A 21,395-nucleotide genomic window follows, 5' to 3' on the forward strand; every position below is an offset into this window, starting at 1 on the left:
GAAGATCGCTTAAATCGCAGCACCCTTTTTCGGCAAATCCGGGAAGTGGGTTTGTTAGTTTTGAGGCAGTTTGCAATGAGGATACTGAATTTTTTACAGTAGGATTCCCTTCCCTTTCAAAACTGTTTTGGTAGGAAGGAAAATGGACTATATAGATAAAATTACGAACTTTGTTTGGTTCAATTATTTAGATTTAATTCCTAGCCAATCTAAGATGTGTTCGGTGGCTTCCTCTTTGGAGAGTTTCGAAAGATTCAGTTTAAAATGAGCTGCTTCTTGGTAGACAGGTAGTCTTTTTTCTAGAATGGAACGGTAGGAAGTTTCTTTGGAAAGGTCGGGTCTTGTTGAATCTCCTTTTACTTTTTCCACGAGTTCTTCCAACCCTCGTTCCAAATACACGATCCTTCCTATACTACGGAGTAAGTCCAATTTTCTTTGGCTAGGGACTTCGTTTCCGGCCGCGTCCAAATCAAATAGAATCCCACCACCGCAATCAAGAATGATCCCATCGGCACCTTGTAGTTTTTGCAAAATGGAATATTCTAATTCTCTGAATAACTTCCAGCCTGATTTCTCCACAAATTGGGGAATCGGAACACCGCCTGCTTCATACACTGCAATAGAGTCTGTGGAAACAACGGGGAATTCGGTTTTTTTGGACAATGTGCGAGAGACTTTGGATTTTCCAGCGCCTCTTGCGCCAATAAAGATAATGTTCATAAAATCTGACTCTATTGTGAGATTAAAACTAAAAAACTATACGTTTAACAAATCAGCAAGGCCGGCTTGTAAATCCGGAATATGGACAAAATAAGTTTCAATATCAGCTTCCGTAACACCCGTTTGGCTGAGAGCAAAAGGAGAAATGGGAACAGACTCTCCACCAATATCAATTCCAATTCCGGAAACGACAATAAGGATACTCGCAATATGAACAACAGAGGTGAGAATAGGATTGTTTTTTGAATTTTCTGGTGTGAGGTAGTTTGCCACGACATCAGTCAATTCCTGCGGGAAGTTCCAACGTTTCAAAAGATTCTCAGACACTTCCATATGTGTGTATCCAAAATACTTTTTTTCTAACGTAGGGAAAGGTTCTTGGTTGTCTTTTAGGTCAGCTTTGATTTGCATCATGACTGGACTAAAGAACTGCGCGAGAACAATTTTACCCACACTACAAAGTAGGCCAGAGGTGAAGGCTAGGTCTTTGTCGATTTTGAGTTTTTTGTGTTGTACGATTTTACTTGAGAGCTCTGCCACAAGCAAAGAAGAAGTCCAGAGCTGAGCTGCTTCCAATTGGTAGCTATTTAAGTCTTGAGAAAGGATTCCTTTGGCAGCAGTGAGAAGCACAATTTCTTTAACCGTTTTGATTCCAAGTGTCATAAGGGCTTCTTGGACTGTGCGGATGGGTTTGGAAGCCCTGTAGTATGCAGAATTAGAAAGTTTAATTACATTTGCAGTGATTGCTGGGTCTTTCGAAATTTCCTGTGCAAGGTCTGCAATATTTACGTCGGGTTTTTGGAGTTTTTCCAAAACCTTTGACACAACCGACGAAATGGCAGGTAGTTTATTTACGTCTTGTAATACTTCATCAACCTTTGATTTTAGCATATTCGCCTAACGCACCTTATAAAGGTATTTTTCCATACCAGCTTTTTTTAACAAAACACGTCCGTCGTCGCAGTAAAGACTGATAGTTCTTCCTTCATTCCCGGCCACATCTTCCACAATGACAGGGATTTTATTCTCTTCCATAAATTTTTTGACAATAGCGATATTCTGTTCCCCAATGTTTTGCAAAAATTGGGAATTAATTCCCTTAAACATGGAGGCACCACCAAACATACGACAAGAGTATTGTCCAATGTTGGATCCTTGTTGTTTCATCATTGCGATGAGGATGGGTAGGGCAGTTTCTCCGTATTTATGCGGAAACTTGGTGGCATCCTTTCCTGTAGGATCTTTGGCAAGCATGATGTGGGAAATAGCCCCCACCTTTTGTTCAGGATCATACAGAACGATTCCTATGCACGAACCCAATGTAGTTCGGAGCACATCCGTATCTTTTCCGACCTTGATGTCGGCAATACCCACATTGATGATTTTGGATTTAATAGACATTCTACTTGTTTCTAGAGAGTGGAACCGTTACTTAGGTATTATAGATAGTAACCTTTCCTTATGCGTTCAATCAAAAAATCAACTCCCCCAAGAAAATCTGCCAAAAAAGGTTTCAAAACAACAGAACCTTATCTCTTCCAAACCATCGGAAAAACGGAAGTCCACATTTTGGGAACGGCACATGTTTCCAAACAAAGTGTAGATGAAGTCGAAAAAATGATCCGAACTTTAAAACCCGATGTCATTTGTGTCGAGTTGTGTGAGTCTCGAATGAAGTCTGTGGAAGATCCGGACTATTTAAAAAAATTAGATATATTCAAAGTTTTTAAAGAACGAAAGATGTGGTTGCTTTTATCCAGCCTCATCCTTTCCTCATTTCAGAAAAAAATCGGCAATAAAGACATCAAACCGGGTGATGAAATGCGTAAGGCAATCACGATGGCCAGGTCTTTAAAAAAACCAGTGGTCGCTGTGGATAGAGAAATCCAAACCACATTGAAAAGGTCTTGGGGGAATGTTGGATTTTTCTCTAAAATGTATCTCTTCAGTGCTCTCCTTGCATCTCTTTTGGTAAAAGAGGATGTTTCGGATGATAAAATCGAAGAGATGAAATCGGATGACATACTCAAAGACTTATTCTCTCAAATTCCAAAAAAATATGAATCCGTAAAACATGTCATCATTGATGAAAGAGATGTGTATTTGGCTGAAAAAATTCGCCAAGCAGCCGATGGTAAATCAGCGAAAAAGATTTTGGCGGTTGTGGGTGCAGGGCATTTGGCTGGAATCCAAAGAAATATTCATACAGCGAACGACTTATCTGTGTTAGATGAAGTTCCTAAACGCAATTGGTGGGATAATATTAGTATCATTCTATACCCTGTATTTTTTGCAGGTCTTATTGGTTACACCACTTGGAGCCAAGGTGGAGAAGCCGGTATGGATTTATTTTCCAAACTCATTTATATCAAAGGGGGACTTGCAGCCCTAGGTGCCCTCATTGCCTGGGCTCATCCTATTTCCATCCTTCTTGCTTTTATCACAGCTCCCATTGGAACTTTTATTCCTATTTTCAAAGCAGGTTGGGTGAGTGCACTTTCTGAATCGTATTTGCGTAAACCTTTAGTGGAAGACTTCGAACACATTGCAGAAGATTCAGAAACCTTTGTTGGTTTTTGGAAAAACCGTGTCCTTCATATCTTTCTTGTTTTTTTCCTCCCCCAATTTGGATCTACCATCGGAACCATTATTGTTGCTGGAAAAGGCTTGAAGAATTTATTTTAGGATATAAGATTAGTTTCGTCTAATCACTGAAGTAAGAAAGTATGAAACGAAAGTTTGCAATTGGATTCATTCTAATTTTCCTAACTTACCTGGGATGTAAATCCTCGGTTTTCGGATTTTGTACTTCCGCAGAAAAGTTTGTGGAACGGACTTCTGTTCCGCCTTGCCACCAAACGGCAGAATCCAATGAAAATTCAGATGATTCTTGTGAATGCCCTCTCGCTCACGAGGAACTTCAATCTTCTACTGCGACTGATTTTCCCATCTGGAAGCCGGTAAAGGTTACTTTTTGGAATGTATTTGCAGCTCTCGAACCAAAATTCATTCAGGGCCAATCCAAACTTTGGTTAGTATCATCGCTTCGATCTCCTCCTTCTTATTTCCCTACCCAAACAATTCGACTTCTGATTTGAGATGGCACACCTAATTTAGGTGAATGAATTGTACATTTCAAGATTATGAAAATTTAACAGAGGTTATACGATATGAATCGCAAAGAATTATTACAAAAAGCAGGATTGGCAGTTGCTGTTTCCGGAATTTTATCTACACTTTCCGCAGAAGACCATGACCATTCTACGATGGCAATGCCCACAGCAGGAAAATCAAAGTATTCCAAAGCTATGATGGCGGCACTTCACTGCCAACTTTCTGCTGAGGTTTGTCTCAGCCATTGCCTCACAGAACTTGGAAAAGGGGAAAAGTCATTGGCTGCCTGTGCTACTAGTACAAGAGAAGTCATTAGTTTATGTGATTCCTTTGTGAAATTAGCAAGCCAGTCTTCAGCTTACACAAAGAAGTTAGCAAACTTATGTATTGAGGTTTGTGAAGCTTGTGCAAAGGAATGTGATAAACATGCCAACCACCATACGGTATGTAAAGAATGCAGAGACAGCTGTCTTGCTTGCATAAAAGAATTAAAAAAAGTCTAACCATTCAATTAGAAAGACTTTGTCGTAAGCTGTCCGTCGTTTGGCGGGCAGTTTTTCTTTTAAAAATACTAACGTTTTTTAACTTTTTTCTTAGCTTTTGGTTTAGTTGCCGGTTTTGATTTTTTGGCCGGAGTCGTTTTTTTAGCCCCAGTTTTTTTCTTCACAGCTAATTTCTTCTGGTTTTTTTTATAAACCGAAGGTTCATACTTAGAAAAATCCACTTCAATCTTTTTGGGGACAGCAAATTCTGGATTTGCTTTGGGAGAAGGGAGGATGGCAAAGTTATCTTTTGGAGTACCTAAAAATTCTCTGAGTGTGCGAATGTTTTCATTTCGTCTCACTAAGTTATAATTCCCAGGAATATCAAACCACAAGTCACGACCTTGGCCAAACTCTGTACTTTCTTGTGGAGGAAAGGAAAAGTCTTCGATGGCAGAGAGAGGTTGGAAGAGGGGAAAGAACAATGCATTTTTGTAATTTGTTTTTACCCAATCAGATTCATAACCCCAATAGGATTGTCTTGTGTTTGTAAATCGGTCAGAACCATGGAAGGGAGTTCCGAGAGTGATAAGACGTTTGACTTTTCTTCTTGCTTCGTCAGGTAAAATTAATACGAGAAGTCCGCCAGTGTTGTGAGCGATCAAAGTTACTTCGTTAGGTGCCGTGAGGATTTGTTTGGCCAGATATTGGACAGCTTCTTCTAATGATAAAGGGTCACGGAGAGTAGAAAGGATTCCCACTTTGAATCCCAAGTTGTCCAGGTTGGATTTGAGTCTAGAATAGTAGGAACGTCCAGCGAGAAACCCGGGAACGATCAATATGTTTTTATCCTTATTATTCTCCACAAACAAATGGCTGGGAAGATAAAACGACAATAACGCCCAAAAACGTTCCAGATATTCTATGAATCGAAACATGAATTAAATGATTCTGTCAGACTCAATTCTTGTCTATGAAAATCAATTCCAGCGTCAGAAGAATTCCTGAATTGACCGATAACCGTACTTACATAGGATTGCCTTTTAGAATCGTATGAGTCATAGTTTCTCTCTTATTTTACTTCTGTGTTTGATTCCAGCGGTTCTTTCAGCCGATCCGGGAAATTATGAAGAGGCCGCGAAGTTATTGCCTCAAATTTGGGAAACAAAGTATCCCCTTCCTTATGGAAAACTGACGAAAAAAGACCCTTTAAAACAAGGGATTCGGCATGTAACTCGTAAGAAGGGAAAGTATTGGATGTACAATTTCGAAGTTTTTATGCCAAAATACGAAAGGAAAGAAACCGTTGCCGTTCCGAAAGAAGACGGTCGGAATATTCTCGTATTTTTACTATGGAATCCGGGGATACCAGACGAACCCCACCGGATTGAACTTGGGGAACCACACGAAGGGAAATAAGATGGAGAAACAGAAATCGGACCAACTGATCAGAGAGACCATGAAAGCTGCTGGCCTTTCGGATGCTTTCATTACTGATTTTATTACAAAGGTGGACCTTGTTCGAAACGGCGAAACAGGAATAGTCGCTTGGGAAGAAGTGGGGGATTTGGATCCCAAAACGGATGAAATTTCCCTAGAATCAATTCATTCTTCTTATCCTACCGATCTTAGTCTACTCTCGAAATTGGTAGTGATCAAATTGAATGGAGGCCTGGGAACTAGTATGGGCCTTGATAAAGCAAAGTCTCTTATCCCCATTAAAGATTCTATGTCTTTTCTTGCTGTCATGGCCAAACAAATAGAATACATTCGCTCTGAGTATAAAGTCGAAGTTCCACTTCTTTTTATGGATTCTTATAACACACAAAAGGATTCACAAAAGGAATTAGAAAAAAATGGATTCAAACAAACATTAAGAACCAGTTTTTTGCAAAACAAAGTTCCGCGTTTAGATGCAGAAACCTTTGCTCCTATCCAAAATAAAAATGAAAAAGAAAATTGGTGCCCACCTGGTCATGGTGATATTTACTTCACGATGGTACAAGAAGGGATTTTAGATGAATTACTCTCTAAGGGTTTTGAAATTGCCTTCCTCTCCAATGGAGACAATTTGGGTGCGACGGTAGATCCACATATCGTAAGTTATCTTTTAAAAGAAGACATTCATTTTGCCATGGAGATGACTCCAAAAACTTTAGCTGATAAAAAAGGGGGAGCCATCTACAGAAAAACTGTGGGTGGAAAATTCATTAAGTATGAGTTATTAGAAACAGCACAGGTTCCGGAAGAACATGAAAATGAATTTAGTGGTCTTGGAAAATTTAGAACTTTTTCCACAAACAACCTTTGGATCAATCTTCGTGCTTTGAAAGAAAGATTCAACCAAGGAAATTTTTCATTATCTCTGATCGTAAATCCTAAACAAGTAGATGGTAAATCAGTTATCCAATTGGAAACTGCCATGGGAAGTGCAGTGGGAAATTTTCCCAAATTCAAAGGAATCATCATTCCCAGAGATCGGTTTGCGCCGGTAAAAAAAACGGAAGATTATCTCATCCGACGTTCGGATGCTTATGTTTTGAATTCTGATTTTTCCCTCACCATGGCAAAGGAAAGAAAATCTGCTGGATTAACTGAGGTTTTAGTTAATTTAGATGAATCTCATTACAAAAAAATACACCAGTTTGATGATCTTTTTCAAAAGTATCCATCTCTTCTTTATTGCGAAGAGTTAGTGGTCACTGGAAAAGTTTTGTTTGATGTACCAGTTACCATCAAAGGAAAAGTTAAGTTCCAAAACCAATCGAATGAATTAAAGAAAATTTCCTCTTTGAACCGTAAGGAATTTGAAAACGAAACTATCGATTTATGAAACTAATTTTCTATTTTTTCCTTTTTGCTGGATTTATACATTGCGGTTCTCCATTTTCATTTCGATCAGCATGTTATGAACGTAACAAATGTTCTACGATTGAAGGGCAGTGTTTTTTACGGAACGATGCATTTTACAAGATTTCGACAAGTAGTCCGGATTATAGTGCCCAAGACCTTACTGCGCTAGTGGGTAGTTGTTTGGGTTTAGAAAAAACTTGTAAAAAAAACTGCGAAAGTGGAACTATTTTTTAGCTCCAATTGTTAATCTTTGGCTCATTTGTACAAACATACGTTTTAAGTAGACTTCATTCAAAGAAATTCTCCAGTTGATCAGCGCTCCCTCGTAGATATTGATCAAGTCCCTTGCAAGTTCCATTGGATCAGTAGTTTCTTCCAATAAACCATTTGATTGCCACCTTCCTATATACATTGCAAATAAAGACTCCCATCGGAATACTATAGATTTAAATTCGTCACTGAACGGTTGTTCGCCGACAGGAAATTGACAAGAAAAAATGGCAATTGGGCAACCTTGATAGTAAGAACCATCTTCGTTGATTTGGATTGCAACAGCCTTGGACATTTCTGAAATGAAATCATCAGGGCTATTCGACTCTCGGAGAATTTGGCGAAACCAAATAAGAACATCGGCTCCATAGGCCTGGATGACACGAATTCCCAAATCTCGTTTGGATGGGAAGTGGTCATAAAAAGAAGCTTTTGCGGTTCCGGATTCTCGGACGAGTTGGTTGATGCCAGTGTGGTAGTAGCCTTGTTGGTAGAATCTTTTTTTTGCGATTTCAAGGATGCGGTATCTGGGAGAACCTTTCATGGAATTTGAGTGTAGGAGGAGGGGGGAGAATGTCAATCATTGCAGACCGTTCTGTCTGTTTTTTCGTTTACAGACAGAACGGTCTGTGGGAGCCTATCCCTACCCCCAGGAGCCCACCACTATGCCCCACACCACCGAAATCCCAGTCCTCTGGAGCCATATGGATGCCAACGGACACGTAAATAATGGAGTCTACCAATCCTATTTTGATGAAGCAAGAATCCAAGCCTTAGAAAAGGAAGGGTTTTCCATCCAAGAAATGCGGGACAAAAAAGTTGGTCCAGTGATGCTCAAAGCAGAGTTGTCATACCACAAACCCCTGCACCACCCCGACGCAGTGAGAATCGAAACAGGTTTTAGAGATATGTCAAAAATTAAGGGAAAAGTAATTCAAAATATGTATCGGATCTCAGATGGTGCGCTTGTTTGCGAAGCTATTTTTTCGGCTCTCTTTTTTGATTTTGAGAAAAACAGACCTTGGAAAATTCCTGAAACATTTCTTGAAAAGTTTAAAGCTGACGAGAAGCTAAACCAAAACCAATAACTTCCTTAAAATTTAGTAGAAGTTCATTCTCTAATAAACGAAAGTTGACTTTTTTCTGGTACCAATCCTTTGTCTTCAAACTCACCTGACAAAGATTCGTAGTTAGGTGATAGTTTGATTTTCCATTTACCCTTTTCTTCTATTAAGTCAGAATCTACGATGTTTTTACCTCGAAAGATTTCGTTTTCGTTCCATTTCATGATGATGTTTCCTTCTACATCTTCAGCTTCAATGGTCAAACGAACAGGTTTCACTTTATTTTTCCCATCCCAATACATAGCAGCCCAAGGCCCAATAAACTTTTGTATTGCGGACTCTCCAAAAGTTTTTACTTTTTTTACATCAACTACAGTATCAGAAATTACTGTTGTCACAGGTTTGGAAAACAAACTCTCACCAACTCCTTTGGATACAGATTGAATGGCAAAAAAATAGAATTGGTTTTTTGTTAAGTTCTGTAATTTGAAATTTGATTCGGAAGTTTCTTTGACAAGACTCCAATCCGGGTCATTTTTTTTACGCATATAAACTTTATAGGACGTTACTTTAGGTATTAGATTCCAACTAAATAAAAATTCACCAGTTTTCCGGTTTTCAGAAACAGTCAACTCGGGAGGTTTCAGTCCCAAAGATCTTCCAGCTACAAGAGAAGGGAATCCAATGTCGGGTTCTGATGGAAGGCTAAACAATTCTCCTTCAAATTCAGAAGCAACCGCATAAAAAGATTCTTTATCGTAAGTTTCGTCATCTTTGAATTGAAGATCCGTTGTTTTTGCAATTCGTTTCCATAACCCGTTTGTTTTGCGGAATATATGATAGGCTACGGCACTCGGAGAACCTTCCCATTGTAAGATGGTTGCCCCAGCATACAATCCTTTCGATGCGGTTAAATTTTTAGGTCTAGGTTTCAATACTTCAGAAGGATCCAAGTGAGCAGAAACATAACTACTGGATTCACCCACTAATTGGTTTCTTTCTGGGATCACTTGGTATATTTCACTATCACCGTTGCGGCTAGCTTTTAAATCAACATAGGTCGTTTTTTCCGTTTTGCCCAAAAATCTATAGATTCGCGCAACTGGATTCCATTTATAAACTGCATAAGTTGTAGAAATTGGCTGGGGATCCCATTCTAATAGAATTCTATCATTTGTGGGAGCTACAGATGCACGTAAGTTGGTAACAGGAAGGATTCCTGCGGGTTTTGTTGGTTCTACCGCATAACCATCGTTTGAATCAAGTGATGGTTTTGAGAGATAATTTTCATCTAAGCTTGCCACTCGGTAATTATAGGCAGTATTTTTTTGGATTCCAAAGTCTTCAAAGAAAGCCTGTTTGGAAAGACCAACGAGTTGGTATTTACTATCGATTTTCCGTTTTCGGTAAACTTCATATCCAATCGCTCGTTTTTCTTTCGACCAACTGATTCGAATGCGGTCGGAAAAATCACCACGAGAGGCAAATACTTCTTTTGGAGGGAATAAGTTGTGTTCTCCATACTCTAAAGATTCTAATGCATCATTAAGTTTATTCTGTGTTAGGAGTTCGTTTTCGATTTCTGAATCAGCAACATAAACAGACTTAGTGTATTTGGGAAATGTTTCATAAGAAATCCACAAATATCCTTGGTCACCCCATGTAGGGCCCCAGGAGTTCCAAACTTTAAATGCTTTCTTTTTGTCATTATAACCTAAAAGCACAAGGGACTGTGCCCCTAAAACTTCCCCAGTTCCTATTTCAAAGATGGAATCTTGTTTTGGATCCTTAAAGTTTTCATAAACTAAATATCCAATTAAAACTGGTCTTTTTTCAGCTAACGCTAGCTTGATGGAAATTAGGTCGTGAGGTTCAATTCTATAAATCCTTCTTAGCCTTGCTTTTCTGCCTGCTTCAACAATATTCGCCTTTGGTCTAGTACGGAAACTGGAAGAGGATTCGTTCATCTGTTCCATAGTAACGGAACCTCTGCTTTCTGCTAGAATCAGAGCATCCAAAAGGGAAACAGCTTGGTCTTTTCCGCTGTTTAATTGGTTATAAATGAAGTTAGGTGAGTATATTAATTTTTGGCCACTGGCAGAAGAGGGCCCTACTGAAGAAAGATTGCGGATCCCTTTTTTTTTCGCTTCCAAATAAGAAATGAGTCCATACCCAACCGTATAACCAACATTATCCTTGTAGATTCCTTGGTCTCCTGGCAGTGGAAATTCCGCACTGAGGTCGTAACTTCCTGGTAAATCCGAACTTGTCATTTCGGGATGGAAAGTAGGGATACTTTGGTAGAGTTCGAAGGGATCGGGGATGAGGCCAGGTTTTTTTGCCGATGATTTGGACTCTGTTTTTCCGGTAATGGGTTTGGTTTGAAACCCAGCAATCATTATGGAAACTGCGATAAAAATGGTTCCAATCGCAATTCGATGTTTGGTGTTTCGTAACATTTCAGTCCTCTTCTAAATCAAAGCTGATTGGGAGTCTATGTGCCATTCGTGTTGGTTTTCCTTTGTCGTATCCTGGAGAAAACCGGGCTCTTTGTATGATCCGAATGGCAGCTTCATCAAATCCGTAGCCTGCTCTGCCAGAAACAATCTTAACCCCTTGCAGGGCGCCGTGTTCATCCACTTGTACCATTACCACTACTGTCTTTTGGCTGATGTTTGCTGCTTTTGCAGCTTCAGGAAAATAAGCTTTCAAATCAAAATCGATGATAGGTGTAGGAGGTCGGTCTCCATTGAAAGAAAATAAATACCCATCTTTGTCAGTTCCATTACCGGAGAGTTGGTTGGGATTCAAATCGGAATTGTCAGGTTTTTCTTCTGCTTCCTTGTTTGAACCTTCCACCCATTCTTGTTTTTCTACCGGAGCTGGGCTGGATGTCCCACCAATTAGTTCGGGAGGAATTTCCTCAAAGGAAACATCCATATCTTCCATCGAAGTTTCTTGGAAAGCCGCATTGCTCGGAAGGGTAAGTATAAAATAAATCAGATAACAAAATACATGCAATCCCACTGAAGCAAATAGACTAGCCCGGAAGAGTCCGAATCGCCTCAGTTTGTATTGCAGATACAAGGTAAATGATTTCATGATATTACTTTCTAGTGATGGATATTCGGTGTCGAACTAGAAGATTGGTTGTGTTTTCCACTTGTGATGAAACTCGCGTGAATTTCTTTCGAAAGGATTTCCAAATGACCAATGATAAGTTTCATTTTACGAGTGAAGTAGTTGTTTGCCATCACCACGGGAATCGCAACCGCAAGTCCTGCGGCTGTAGCAAGTAACGCAGTGGAAATACTACGCATCACCACTTCTGCCCCTGAGTTACCAAGTGTTCCTAGTCCATAAAAAGCTTTGATGACACCAAGTACCGTTCCCAATAGTCCGATGAAGGGAGTGTTATTTCCGAGAGTGTTGAGAATCGGAAGTCTTTCTTCGAGACCCAATCGTTCTTTCAGAATTTTCCCTTCCATTAGTTCTTCTAAACCTTTATGGTTTTCCTTTTCTCGTTCCAAAACAAAATGCATGAATCGAGTATAGGAATTTTCCATAGGATGGGTTTCTAATAATTTCTCCGTACCTTTTAGGTCTCGGTGGCGTACGAGGAGAGTGAGCGAATCCAGAAGTGACTCTGATTCTTTGTTAAAATTACGTTTATAAACAATCAACCTTTCGATAAATACGGCAATCGCGAGAATACTCGCAAATAACATAACGAGGAAAATGATTTTTTCCCCAAGGTCTACGAAATCTTGCATTTTGGAACCTTCTAACGGACAGAATTCTTTACCTTGGACTGCAATCAAAGAGAAAAATTGCGGAAAAAGAACTTCGGTTGATTCCACGCCGACCCCAAAGAAAGAATGATTCCAAGGATTGGTATGAAGGCAAAAGACATTCTACCCAGTTTTTTGGGGCTCATTTTCATCGTTTTAGGCGTTTCGTTGGTAGTATTCTATGCTACAAAGTCATGGGAGACATTCCTTGGTCTCTGTCCGAACAAAGACTTTTTGTCTTGGGATGAGAATATTCGACTGAATCAGGTGCTTGACCAGTATGTTGATTTCCGTAACGGAAACTGGTTTCGCGGGATTCTACCTTTTTTGGAAAGTCCTACTTGGCCACCCCTTCGTTCTATTCTAACCTTCGTTACTCTCTATTTGCCTCTAGATGCTTATGAAACCTATCGTGATTCATTTTTAGGGTTATTGTTTTTGGTAATGGTTTATCCTGCTCTGATTTACATATCATATCGTATAACAAAGTCTCTACTTTGGTCGGGAATCATTTCAGGACTTATTTTTATTCTCACGATCCAAACAGGAGAAGTTCCTGCTTATTCTCTTTCTTCGATGTTGGAAACTCAATCCATGTTCTTTCTTTTGTTTTCCATATATGCCATCTATAGATTGTATGAAGTGGACAATAAAGAATCGGAAATAGATTCCGGAACTAAGTGGCTTGTTTTCTTCTCTCTCTTTGGGTTTTATTTTACAAAGTATCCTTATGGGATTCTTTTTTTTATGGCATGTTTTGTTTATGAACTGCTTAGATCCACTTCCACATACAAAGATGCGTTACTCTATCTAATAAAAAATTATGCCAAAGGCATTCGATTACTTTACTTAATCTTTGTTGTGTTAATGGTTTTTTCTTTACCTGTACTTCGGGTTGTTACAAAAATCAATTTAAACCAAAAAGGGTTCAAACAATTTATGTTTGGAATCACCTTTGTTCTGTTTGTTGATCTTTCTGTTTATTTTTTCCGTAAACGAGAGGCAATCCAAAAAGTTTTTCCAAAAACAGCAGTAGTCCTTTGGGTTTATGCTATTTTCCCGGCATTTTTATGGCTGTTTATGAATCCGGACCGAGTGAATGCCCTAATCGATGCCCAAATGATTGTGAATGCATACACTCGTAGTTTTTTCTTAACACTCTGGACAGAACCAGGTCTTGATCCTTCAACACCGGGAGTTTTTGATTTTATCTGGGGATTTCGAACACTAATCCTTTTTTCCATTTTATCCCTTGTATACTTTCTCTTTCGATCGGGAACTAAATTCCAAACTAAGTTAAAAGATCCTCTCCTTGCAGGGACTCTTATTTTATTTTTAGAACTTCTCATTTTAGAGCTCACTACTGGAAATAAGCAACCTAGACATGTTTTACAATTCATTCCTGCCATTGGCCTTGTGGGTTATCTTTGGATATTGCGTTTGTACAATCTTGCTGATAACAAAATGGAAAGATTGGCTTCTGTATCTGTTTTTTTACTTACTTCCCTTTTTGTATTTTCCAATGCAGTGTATTCCCAAGGAATTTTGTCTGGAGAGTTTTATGAAAAGAAAACGTTTTGTTACCGAGGAATGAATGCAAGTGATTTCCAACCGGCAAGAGAGATCGCCGAACAGATATCACCCGAGAAAAAATATGTTTTGATTAATGCATTTCATTTTGAGGAAAAATATGGATCTCGTGGTCGAGTACTTGCCTCTGATTTCGATCTTGCCATGAAACTAAAGACCTATAAAACAGGGATGGTACGAAACGACAACAAATACCGATGGAAAGAATGGACAGATTTTGATTCTGTTCTCTTATTAAGCGATGTTTGTCCTGATAGTTTTGTTGAAGAAAAATTTGAAAACCGAACAAAAATCTTGAATAGTAAGTCAACATTACTGTCTACTTACAGAGAGAGTTCCGGTATTGCTTGTCTTCAAGAATATAAATTGATCAAATAGAGATAAAGATTTATGAGTATTGCTTCCTTTTCCATCAAACGACCTATTTTCATATCCTCGTTAGTCATCATTATGGTGATTACTGGTTTTATTTCCTTAAAACGAATTGGAGTCGATTTATTCCCCGACATCAACATTCCTTTCGTTGTAGTTTCAACGGTCTATCCTGGGGCTGGACCTGAAGAGATAGAGACTTCGATTTCCAAACCATTGGAAGAAGAACTTAGTTCTATCTCTGGTCTCAAACGGATCACTTCTCGAAACCAAGAAGGGATCTCTATGGTGTTTGCGGAATTCAACCTAACTACAGACATCAAATATGCTGAACAACAAGTTCGGGATAAAACAGCCCGTGTAAAACCGGTATTTCCTGAATCATCCAAAGAACCACTGGTGCAGAGGTTTGATCCTTCGGATCAACCCATCATGCGGATCTCGCTTTTTGCTGATCTCCCAGAAGGGGAACTCTATGATTTAGCAAAAGAAAAAATCAAAACCAAACTAGAACAAGTCAACAACGTCGGTGCTGTAAAAATCATTGGTGGTTCTCGCAGAGAAATCCATATTGAGCTTGATCGAAACAAAATCAATGCCTTCCAAGTTCCTGCTATTTCCATTGGAAACCAAATCAAAAACTCTGGTGTCAATATCCCTGCTGGAAAAGTAGAAGGTGGCGATAAAGAAACTTCGTTTCGAACTGTTGCCAAATACGAATCCTTATCTCAAATTGAAAATACGGTAGTGTCTTTTGGTGGAGAGTTTGGACGTGGGGTTCTTGTGAAGGATCTCGGCCAAGTAAAAGATACCCTCCAGGACCGCCAAACACTTGGTATGTTGTATGCACCGATCAGTGCAGAAGAACATGAAGAACCTTCTATCATTGGAAAATTATTATTCAAATACGATCCACCTAAAAAAGAAAGAGTACAAAAGAAGGCTCTATTCTTAGATGTATATAAACAATCAGGAGCCAACACCGTCGAAGTTGCCGATGGAATTCTCGGTAAAATTGACACCATCAACGCTCAAATCAAAGACCTAAAAGGAACTCCCAAGGTCATTTTGATTCGGGATGGATCCAAATGGATCCGTGCCAATATTGAAGACGTTACCATAGCCATTATTCTTGGGATCTTACTTGCTGTTATCGTAGTGTATCTTTTCCTTGGGAACATTCGTTCGACCCTTATTACTGGGATGGCTCTCCCCAACTCTATGTTAGGTGCCTTTATCATTATGTATGCCATGGGTTTTACCATGAACGTGATGACCCTCCTTGCGCTTTCTCTCGCAGTTGGACTTCTTGTGGATGATGCTATTGTGGTTCGGGAAAATATTTTCCGTAAACTAGAAGAGGGGGAATCTGTCATTGTAGCAGCAAGAAAAGGAACAGAAGAAGTAACACTGGCCGTCATCGGAACTTCCTTAACTGTGATTGCAGTGTTTCTTCCGATTGGGTTTCTTTCAGGAATTGTTGGTCAGTTTTTTAAACAATTTGGTCTGACTGTGGTTTTTGCGATGATCATTTCTTTATTTGATGGTCTGACAGTTGCTCCTATGTTATCTGCTTATTTTGCTGGGAAAACAGACATCCATAAAAAGAAAAACATTGTCTTACGTAACTTTGATAAGTTCCAGAATTTTCTGGACAAAATGTACGGAATCATCATGAAGTTTGCCCTAAAAAAACCTTGGGCAGTCATTTTACTTACATTCCTTACTTTGATTACGAGTATTTTCTCGCTAGCCTTTGTGAAAAAAACCTTTTTACCTGCGAATGACCAAGGTGAGTTTATGGTGAATGTGGAAATGGCACCGGGAACTTCCTTACAGGGAACATCCGAAACGGTAGAACAAATTCAAAACGAAATTATCAAAGCAATTCCTGAATTGGAACTTCTAGCAACTGTTGTCGGTAATAATGATGGAGAATCCAATATTGCCACCATTGGAGTTGCTCTCCTTCCTGCGGAATACCGCAAACGAACCACAGGAGATGTAAAAGACCAAATCCGCGAATTCTTAAAAGCCTACCCGCATGCAAGACCAAAGGTGAACGACTATTCTGCGATAGGTGGTGGGGTACAATACCCATTCAACCTAAATCTCAAAGGGGAAAACTTAAAAGACCTCGAAACATATTCCTTTAAAGTGATGGAAGAATTACGAAAAGTTCCAGACCTAACCGATGTGGATACGACCTACCGAACAGGAAAACCAGAATTCCAAGTGGTGCCAAACCGTGCAAAAATGCAAACAGTGGGAGTTGTTGCAGGTGTGATGGGAGCCGAACTTCGTTACCATATTGAAGGTGGGGAAGTGGCAAAGTATTTGGAAAATGGAATTGAGTATGACGTACGCCTTAGGTTAAAAGAAGAACAACGTAACCTTCGTAAGTCCTTCTATGAAACTAGGGTGCCAAACATCCAAAACAGGCTTATCCCCCTCAGTGCCATTGCGGAGGGAAAGGAAAGTAGTTCTCCTGCAAGGATCATTCGTGAAGACAGGTCTCGAGTCGTTCCGATCAATGCGAATCTTGCTCCGGGAGGAGCGATCGCTTCGGCCTCTGAAGCAGCAGCAAAAATTTTAAAAGATAAATTGCCTCCCCCTCCAGGAATCACATACTCCTTTGTAGGCCAATCGGAAGACTTCAAGGAACTTTTACAAAACATCGTCCTTGCTTTTGGTATGGCACTAATTTTCATTTATCTTGTGTTAGCTTCTCTCTATGAGTCTTTTATCACACCGATTACGATTCTATTTGCTATCCCACCCGCCATTTCCGGTGCTTTCTTTGCACTGGCACTAACCGGTGAGATGCTCAATCTCTTTAGTATGATTGGACTCATTCTCCTTATGGGACTTGTGGCCAAAAACTCCATTCTCCTTGTGGATCACGCCATCTTGGCAATGAAAGAACATGGAATGACAAGGGATGAAGCTATCTTTGATGCGGGATCCAAAAGACTTCGACCGATCTTAATGACTTCCCTTGCGATGATTGCGGGAACTCTTCCGATTGCCTTAGGCATAGGAGAAGCATCTAAATCAAGAACGGCGATGGGGATAGCGATCATTGGGGGTCTCGTTCTTTCAACACTCATCACTCTGATTGTAGTGCCTGCGGTGTTTGGATACATTGATCGGTTTCGTGAAAAAATTGAAGGTGCCTTCCGCCCTGATTTTGAAATCCGCCCGGAGGATTTAGAGGACTAAGCACAAAACTTACTGATTCCTCGGCATAAATTTAAACTTGCCCAAACTTTGAATTCGGCGTTCTCTTGCTTACATGTCCAGCGAACGCCGAATCTACAAACGAATCTCCGAAAAAGTCCATCTCACATACCGGGTGATCCAATCAGGGGCCGGTGAGGCTCAGTTTTTACCCAAAGACAAAGGGGAAGGCGAATCCCAAGATATTTCTGAGGGTGGACTACTTTTTCGAACCAAAGAACCCATGTCTCTTGGAACCAGGTTGGAATTAGAATTAAGATTCCCTGATGTTAAGTACGTTTTGTATCCTAAAGCAAAGGTCGTTCGATTGGAAGAGTTTGGAGAGGGTGCTTTTTACGAAGTGGGTCTTGAATTCAACCAGATGTTTGATGATGACCAAAAACTTTTGTTAGAACACATTAGCCGATTAGAAATTTAGAATTTTATGTTCCACTTTCTTAAACAATTGATTGGCATTTAATTAGAATATTCCCATGTTTCATAGGATTTTTGTTTTTTTTCGCGGGAATCCTTTGGATCCAATTTCCCTTCTTGCAGTTTACTCCGAAATCATCAGTAAACTATACTTCCTTGGTTTTGCCTATTGTCTAGCTTACATTCAGAGTGTGTATTTAGAATGGAACGCTCCTGATGAAACCAATTGTATTTTATCTGCCATAGAACTTGCGCTTAGCATCATACTTGTTTTCACTTCTTTTTTTTATAGACGGATCTTTAAGTTTGCACCCATCCTTGTCCGTTTGACTTTTTTTCTTTTGGTTCTTGTGGAAATAGAAACAGGATTTCATGATCCTACCATCCCTTATTTTGATCCCAGGAATTGGCTAACCATTACGGCCCTCCTTGCCACTTCTTCTTTCTTTTATCCAGGTCTTGTCTGGCAGTACATTTTAGAATGGTCTTTGGTTTTATTGATTTATATTTTCCGTGTTTACTTTGCCAACCAAACTGTCATTCCGCTTGAAACTTGGCGAGAAATGTCGACGATTTTCCCATTGTTTCTTGTAGCCTTCTTTTTAAACCACTGGTGGTTTCGAACTCGATACATAGCCGCCTACCGTGGTATGTTGCTCGAAGAAAAACGTAGAACATTTTTTCAAGATATCCACGACAGTTTGGGTTCTGAGCTTACAGACTTAGTCCTACTCAGCCAAAAGTTGGAAAAAACTCCAACCGAGATTACAACAACGCAGTTACAAAAACTAAAACAGCTTTCAGAGTCCGCTCTCCAGTCTTTACGAACACAAGTACAAGAAGAAGACCAAAGAGATTTGTTCCAGGAATCTTTGTTAGATGGTATGAAGTTATTAATCAAAAAACGTTACAAACTTGTGGGTCGGAATATAGAATTGGAATGGGATTCTATAGAGGAAGATACTATTATAAAAATCATCGAACCAGAAGTGGCTCACCATCTCATACAAATCTTTAAAGAAGTTACAACCAATGACTTACGTTATGGTACAGGAACTTCAAAATGGAAAATAGACCTTAACCAAGAACACATGTTTTTGCAATTTTCTTCTGAATCCCAAACTTTATCAGAGAAAGAAAAGACTGGTCCGCAAGTTTTACTATCTGATAAGGTTGGAACAGGTATCGGTGAAAGAGGGTTACACCAAAGAATTAAATCGTTGAATGGAGAGATTAGGATCCACGATTCTCCGTACCAAATTAATATCAAACTTCCGATAGGGCATTTTGAACTATGAAATCCATTACCATCGGAATCATCGAAGATAATTTAGATTTTTTGCAATCGTTATCTGGAGTATTAGTACAAAATCCGAATCTTAATTTAACTACTTGGAATTCTGCGGAAGCGTTTTGGGCAAGTGGTAAGTCCAAAGAATGGGACCTACTGATTTTAGATATTGGACTTCCAGGTATGAGTGGAATTGATGTATTAAAAACTTACCATACTGTTGAATCTAGAAAAAGCCTAGTGATCTCTTCCTTACAAACAGATGATGCCATCTTTTCGGCCCTTAGGAATGGAGCTTCGGGTTATATTTGGAAATCAGAATTGGATTCTTTACATGACACCATCCAAACTTTACTCGATGGGGGGAGTGTGATTTCACCTTCGATAGCAGCAAAAGTATTGTTATCTTTTCGTAAACCCCAAGCCAAAGCCGATTCTCTTGGAGTGGGTGTGGAAGTATTAACACCGCGAGAGAGACAAATTTTGGAACTTATTGTAGAAGGAGACAACCCTCATCAAATTGGTTCCTTATTTGGAACTACTGTAGGGACCGTACGCCAACAAATCAAAACAATCTATAAAAAACTCCAAGTGAATACTAGAGTCCAAATGCTGAAAAAAGCCCGACAGTTCGGAATCTTTTGAATTGATAGGAACATCCAAATTTATACCATCTGGTAAATGGACAAAGGGCTGGGAATCTAGTATCCTAAAAGGATCGACTTACCAAAATACAAACAAACGGGACTAGAGTATGTAGATCGGATCTCAGCTCTTATCATAAAACTAAGACTGGTTTTGTGGTTTGGAGTGTACTTTGTCCTCGTGTTTTTTATGAACTGGGTTTTTTAAGCCAAGTTTCCTGCCAAAAAACAAGTTTGTGAATTTCTAAATTACCCCTTTCTCCTGGTTTTTATACCATCTGGTAGATAGACAATCCGATGGATTTTCGTTATGATGAGTTGGTTGAATCCAGTCTTTGACGCTTTGACTGGTGACTAGCGTACAATTTCCATTAAAAATTCATTGCCCATGCAAATGCCATCGAGTCAAAAACCCGGTGGTATTTTTTTATGTATCCATCAAATGTTTGATTTCTTTCAGTAAAGTGGACTTACCGGACATTAATTTTTTCTCGGATTCTAGTATTGATTCTTTTTTGCCAGGGCGAGCAAAATACTTTTCGAGTACTACTTCCTTGAGAGTTTCTTCAAACCACATTCGGGTTTGGTCTTCTCGATTTTTCGCATAATACCCGTTTGTTTTTGTTGTAGAAACATAATCCAAAATCAGATTCCAAATTTCTTCAATTCCTTTTCCCCCGATCCCACTACAAGTGGTGGCTCTCGGTGTCCACTTGGATTCGGGAGCGGGAAATAGGTGAAGGGCCGATTCATATTCGACCCTTGCTCTCATAGCAAAGGGTTCGTTTGCCCCATCCGCTTTATTGATTGCAATGAGGTCTGCCATCTCCATAATTCCTCGTTTGATCCCTTGGAGTTCGTCCCCAGCCCCTGCGAGCATCAGTAGTAAAAAGAAATCCACCATAGAGTGGACTTGGGTTTCCGATTGTCCAACACCTACTGTTTCAATAATGATAGTATCAAAACCTGCGGCTTCACAGAGATACATAGATTCCCTAGTTTTTCTGGCGACACCTCCCAAAGAACCACTGCTAGGTGAAGGGCGAATGAAGGCATTGGCAGATTTAGAAAGGATTTCCATCCTTGTTTTGTCTCCCAAAATAGAACCTTTGGTTCTTTGGCTACTGGGATCAATGGCAAGTACTGCAAGTTTATGATTTTTTTCGAGAAGGTAACTTCCAAAACTTTCGATGAAAGTGGATTTCCCAACACCGGGGACTCCAGTGATTCCAATCCGAACGGAATTACCCACCTTAGGCATTACCAGCTCCAAAATGGCTTGGGCCTTGTCGTTATGAGCTTCTAAATTACTTTCTACTAGAGTGATGGCTTTGGAAAGGTGAGTGCGGTTCCCTGATACAATTCCTTCCGCCAGTTCTTCTGCAGTGGTTTCTTTACGAGTGAGGGTCTTTCGTTGGTCACGAATGTAGGGAGAAATGGCCGGGGCATCAGCGACACCGGGGTTGACGGAAAGAGCCGACTTTGGATTTGGGTCCGGTTCTTTCTGATTCTTTATGCCCCTGTCCTCGTTTGGTGATTCCATAATAGCC

General features: G+C 39.7%; 21 protein-coding genes. 12 read left to right on the plus strand and 9 right to left on the minus strand.

All coding sequences use genetic code 11. The features are described 5' to 3' along the window. Window positions 1-183: 183 nt before the first annotated feature. From LEP1GSC203_RS19150 to LEP1GSC203_RS19160, 3 genes are read right to left on the minus strand one after another with little or no spacing between them, the layout of a single operon-like run. The gene (locus LEP1GSC203_RS19150; RefSeq protein WP_002975709.1) at window positions 184-720 is read right to left on the minus strand and encodes a shikimate kinase; all 537 of its coding nucleotides are present in this window, start codon (window positions 718-720) and stop codon (window positions 184-186) included. 36 nt (window positions 721-756) lie between these two features. Further along, window positions 757-1,611 carry an HDOD domain-containing protein gene (locus tag LEP1GSC203_RS19155; RefSeq protein WP_002975690.1) on the minus strand — a complete coding sequence of 285 codons (855 nt, stop codon included), beginning with the start codon at window positions 1,609-1,611 and terminating at the stop codon, window positions 757-759. Window positions 1,612-1,617: 6 nt separating this feature from the next. Continuing rightward, entirely contained in the window at window positions 1,618-2,121 is a 504-nt protein-coding gene (locus LEP1GSC203_RS19160; RefSeq protein WP_039938505.1) for a chemotaxis protein CheD, read from the minus strand. A 60-nt stretch (window positions 2,122-2,181) separates the two neighbouring features. Between LEP1GSC203_RS19160 and LEP1GSC203_RS19165 the strand changes: the two genes are divergently transcribed. From LEP1GSC203_RS19165 to LEP1GSC203_RS19175, 3 genes are all read left to right on the plus strand, one after another. After that, on the plus strand, window positions 2,182-3,405 hold the full coding sequence (locus tag LEP1GSC203_RS19165; protein ID WP_039938508.1) for a TraB/GumN family protein: 1,224 nt from the start codon (window positions 2,182-2,184) through the stop codon (window positions 3,403-3,405). 41 nt (window positions 3,406-3,446) lie between these two features. After that, window positions 3,447-3,818: a hypothetical protein gene (locus tag LEP1GSC203_RS19170; protein ID WP_002975667.1), complete on the plus strand. Its 372-nt coding sequence runs from the start codon at window positions 3,447-3,449 to the stop codon at window positions 3,816-3,818. A gap of 72 nt (window positions 3,819-3,890) precedes the next feature. Further along, window positions 3,891-4,337 carry a four-helix bundle copper-binding protein gene (locus tag LEP1GSC203_RS19175; RefSeq protein WP_002975601.1) on the plus strand — a complete coding sequence of 149 codons (447 nt, stop codon included), beginning with the start codon at window positions 3,891-3,893 and terminating at the stop codon, window positions 4,335-4,337. A gap of 68 nt (window positions 4,338-4,405) precedes the next feature. Here the strand turns inward: LEP1GSC203_RS19175 and LEP1GSC203_RS19180 are convergent, their stop codons facing one another. Then, window positions 4,406-5,254: an esterase/lipase family protein gene (locus LEP1GSC203_RS19180; protein ID WP_039938510.1), complete on the minus strand. Its 849-nt coding sequence runs from the start codon at window positions 5,252-5,254 to the stop codon at window positions 4,406-4,408. A 115-nt stretch (window positions 5,255-5,369) separates the two neighbouring features. Here LEP1GSC203_RS19180 and LEP1GSC203_RS19185 point away from each other — a divergent pair, with 115 nt between their 5' ends. Genes LEP1GSC203_RS19185 through LEP1GSC203_RS20165 form a run of 3 tightly spaced genes read left to right on the plus strand, consistent with a single transcriptional unit; the run spans window position 5,370 to window position 7,403 of the window. Beyond that, entirely contained in the window at window positions 5,370-5,735 is a 366-nt protein-coding gene (locus LEP1GSC203_RS19185; RefSeq protein WP_002975774.1) for a hypothetical protein, read from the plus strand. Window position 5,736: 1 nt separating this feature from the next. Continuing rightward, window positions 5,737-7,149 carry a UTP--glucose-1-phosphate uridylyltransferase gene (locus LEP1GSC203_RS19190; RefSeq protein ID WP_002975616.1) on the plus strand — a complete coding sequence of 471 codons (1,413 nt, stop codon included), beginning with the start codon at window positions 5,737-5,739 and terminating at the stop codon, window positions 7,147-7,149. Beyond that, a complete protein-coding gene (locus LEP1GSC203_RS20165) occupies window positions 7,146-7,403 on the plus strand; it encodes an LA_0364 family Cys-rich lipoprotein (RefSeq protein WP_051064195.1) in 258 nt (85 codons plus the stop codon). Before LEP1GSC203_RS19190 ends, LEP1GSC203_RS20165 begins: the two co-directional genes overlap by 4 nt. Here LEP1GSC203_RS20165 and LEP1GSC203_RS19200 read toward each other — a convergent pair. Then, window positions 7,393-7,983 (minus strand): TetR/AcrR family transcriptional regulator, encoded by a 591-nt coding sequence (locus LEP1GSC203_RS19200; protein WP_002975771.1) that lies wholly within the window; start codon window positions 7,981-7,983, stop codon window positions 7,393-7,395. The genes LEP1GSC203_RS20165 and LEP1GSC203_RS19200 overlap by 11 nt on opposite strands. 121 nt (window positions 7,984-8,104) lie before the next feature. Between LEP1GSC203_RS19200 and LEP1GSC203_RS19205 the strand changes: the two genes are divergently transcribed. Then, on the plus strand, window positions 8,105-8,527 hold the full coding sequence (locus tag LEP1GSC203_RS19205) for an acyl-CoA thioesterase (protein WP_039938513.1): 423 nt from the start codon (window positions 8,105-8,107) through the stop codon (window positions 8,525-8,527). 23 nt (window positions 8,528-8,550) lie between these two features. On the opposite strand, the gene LEP1GSC203_RS19210 is transcribed toward LEP1GSC203_RS19205, so the two are convergent. Genes LEP1GSC203_RS19210 through LEP1GSC203_RS19220 form a run of 3 tightly spaced genes read right to left on the minus strand, consistent with a single transcriptional unit; the run spans window position 8,551 to window position 12,276 of the window. Continuing rightward, complete coding sequence (locus tag LEP1GSC203_RS19210; protein WP_002975670.1) at window positions 8,551-10,962, minus strand: fibronectin type III domain-containing protein; 2,412 nt, start codon at window positions 10,960-10,962, stop codon at window positions 8,551-8,553. A 1-nt stretch (window position 10,963) separates the two neighbouring features. Further along, window positions 10,964-11,605: an energy transducer TonB gene (locus LEP1GSC203_RS19215; protein WP_002975767.1), complete on the minus strand. Its 642-nt coding sequence runs from the start codon at window positions 11,603-11,605 to the stop codon at window positions 10,964-10,966. 11 nt (window positions 11,606-11,616) lie between these two features. Further along, the gene (locus LEP1GSC203_RS19220) at window positions 11,617-12,276 is read right to left on the minus strand and encodes a MotA/TolQ/ExbB proton channel family protein (RefSeq protein WP_015682892.1); all 660 of its coding nucleotides are present in this window, start codon (window positions 12,274-12,276) and stop codon (window positions 11,617-11,619) included. A gap of 105 nt (window positions 12,277-12,381) precedes the next feature. On the opposite strand from LEP1GSC203_RS19220, the gene LEP1GSC203_RS19225 reads away from it, so the two are divergent. From LEP1GSC203_RS19225 to LEP1GSC203_RS19245, 5 genes are all read left to right on the plus strand, one after another. After that, window positions 12,382-14,262 carry a hypothetical protein gene (locus tag LEP1GSC203_RS19225; RefSeq protein WP_039938514.1) on the plus strand — a complete coding sequence of 627 codons (1,881 nt, stop codon included), beginning with the start codon at window positions 12,382-12,384 and terminating at the stop codon, window positions 14,260-14,262. Between the two features lie 12 nt (window positions 14,263-14,274). Then, window positions 14,275-17,478, plus strand: a complete 3,204-nt coding sequence (locus LEP1GSC203_RS19230; RefSeq protein ID WP_002975752.1) for an efflux RND transporter permease subunit — start codon at window positions 14,275-14,277, stop codon at window positions 17,476-17,478. A gap of 73 nt (window positions 17,479-17,551) precedes the next feature. Continuing rightward, window positions 17,552-17,914 (plus strand): PilZ domain-containing protein, encoded by a 363-nt coding sequence (locus LEP1GSC203_RS19235; protein WP_002975627.1) that lies wholly within the window; start codon window positions 17,552-17,554, stop codon window positions 17,912-17,914. A 55-nt stretch (window positions 17,915-17,969) separates the two neighbouring features. After that, window positions 17,970-19,208: a sensor histidine kinase gene (locus LEP1GSC203_RS19240; RefSeq protein ID WP_002975656.1), complete on the plus strand. Its 1,239-nt coding sequence runs from the start codon at window positions 17,970-17,972 to the stop codon at window positions 19,206-19,208. After that, window positions 19,205-19,846: a response regulator gene (locus LEP1GSC203_RS19245; RefSeq protein ID WP_002975578.1), complete on the plus strand. Its 642-nt coding sequence runs from the start codon at window positions 19,205-19,207 to the stop codon at window positions 19,844-19,846. The genes LEP1GSC203_RS19240 and LEP1GSC203_RS19245 overlap by 4 nt, the downstream gene beginning before the upstream one ends. A gap of 426 nt (window positions 19,847-20,272) precedes the next feature. Here LEP1GSC203_RS19245 and meaB read toward each other — a convergent pair whose 3' ends face one another. Beyond that, the gene (gene meaB / locus LEP1GSC203_RS19250; RefSeq protein WP_002975674.1) at window positions 20,273-21,388 is read right to left on the minus strand and encodes a methylmalonyl Co-A mutase-associated GTPase MeaB; all 1,116 of its coding nucleotides are present in this window, start codon (window positions 21,386-21,388) and stop codon (window positions 20,273-20,275) included. Window positions 21,389-21,395: the final 7 nt, after the last annotated feature.

Origin of the sequence: Leptospira terpstrae serovar Hualin str. LT 11-33 = ATCC 700639 (genome assembly GCF_000332495.1) — a bacterium.
Classification (GTDB): Bacteria; Spirochaetota; Leptospiria; order Leptospirales; family Leptospiraceae; genus Leptospira_A; species Leptospira_A terpstrae.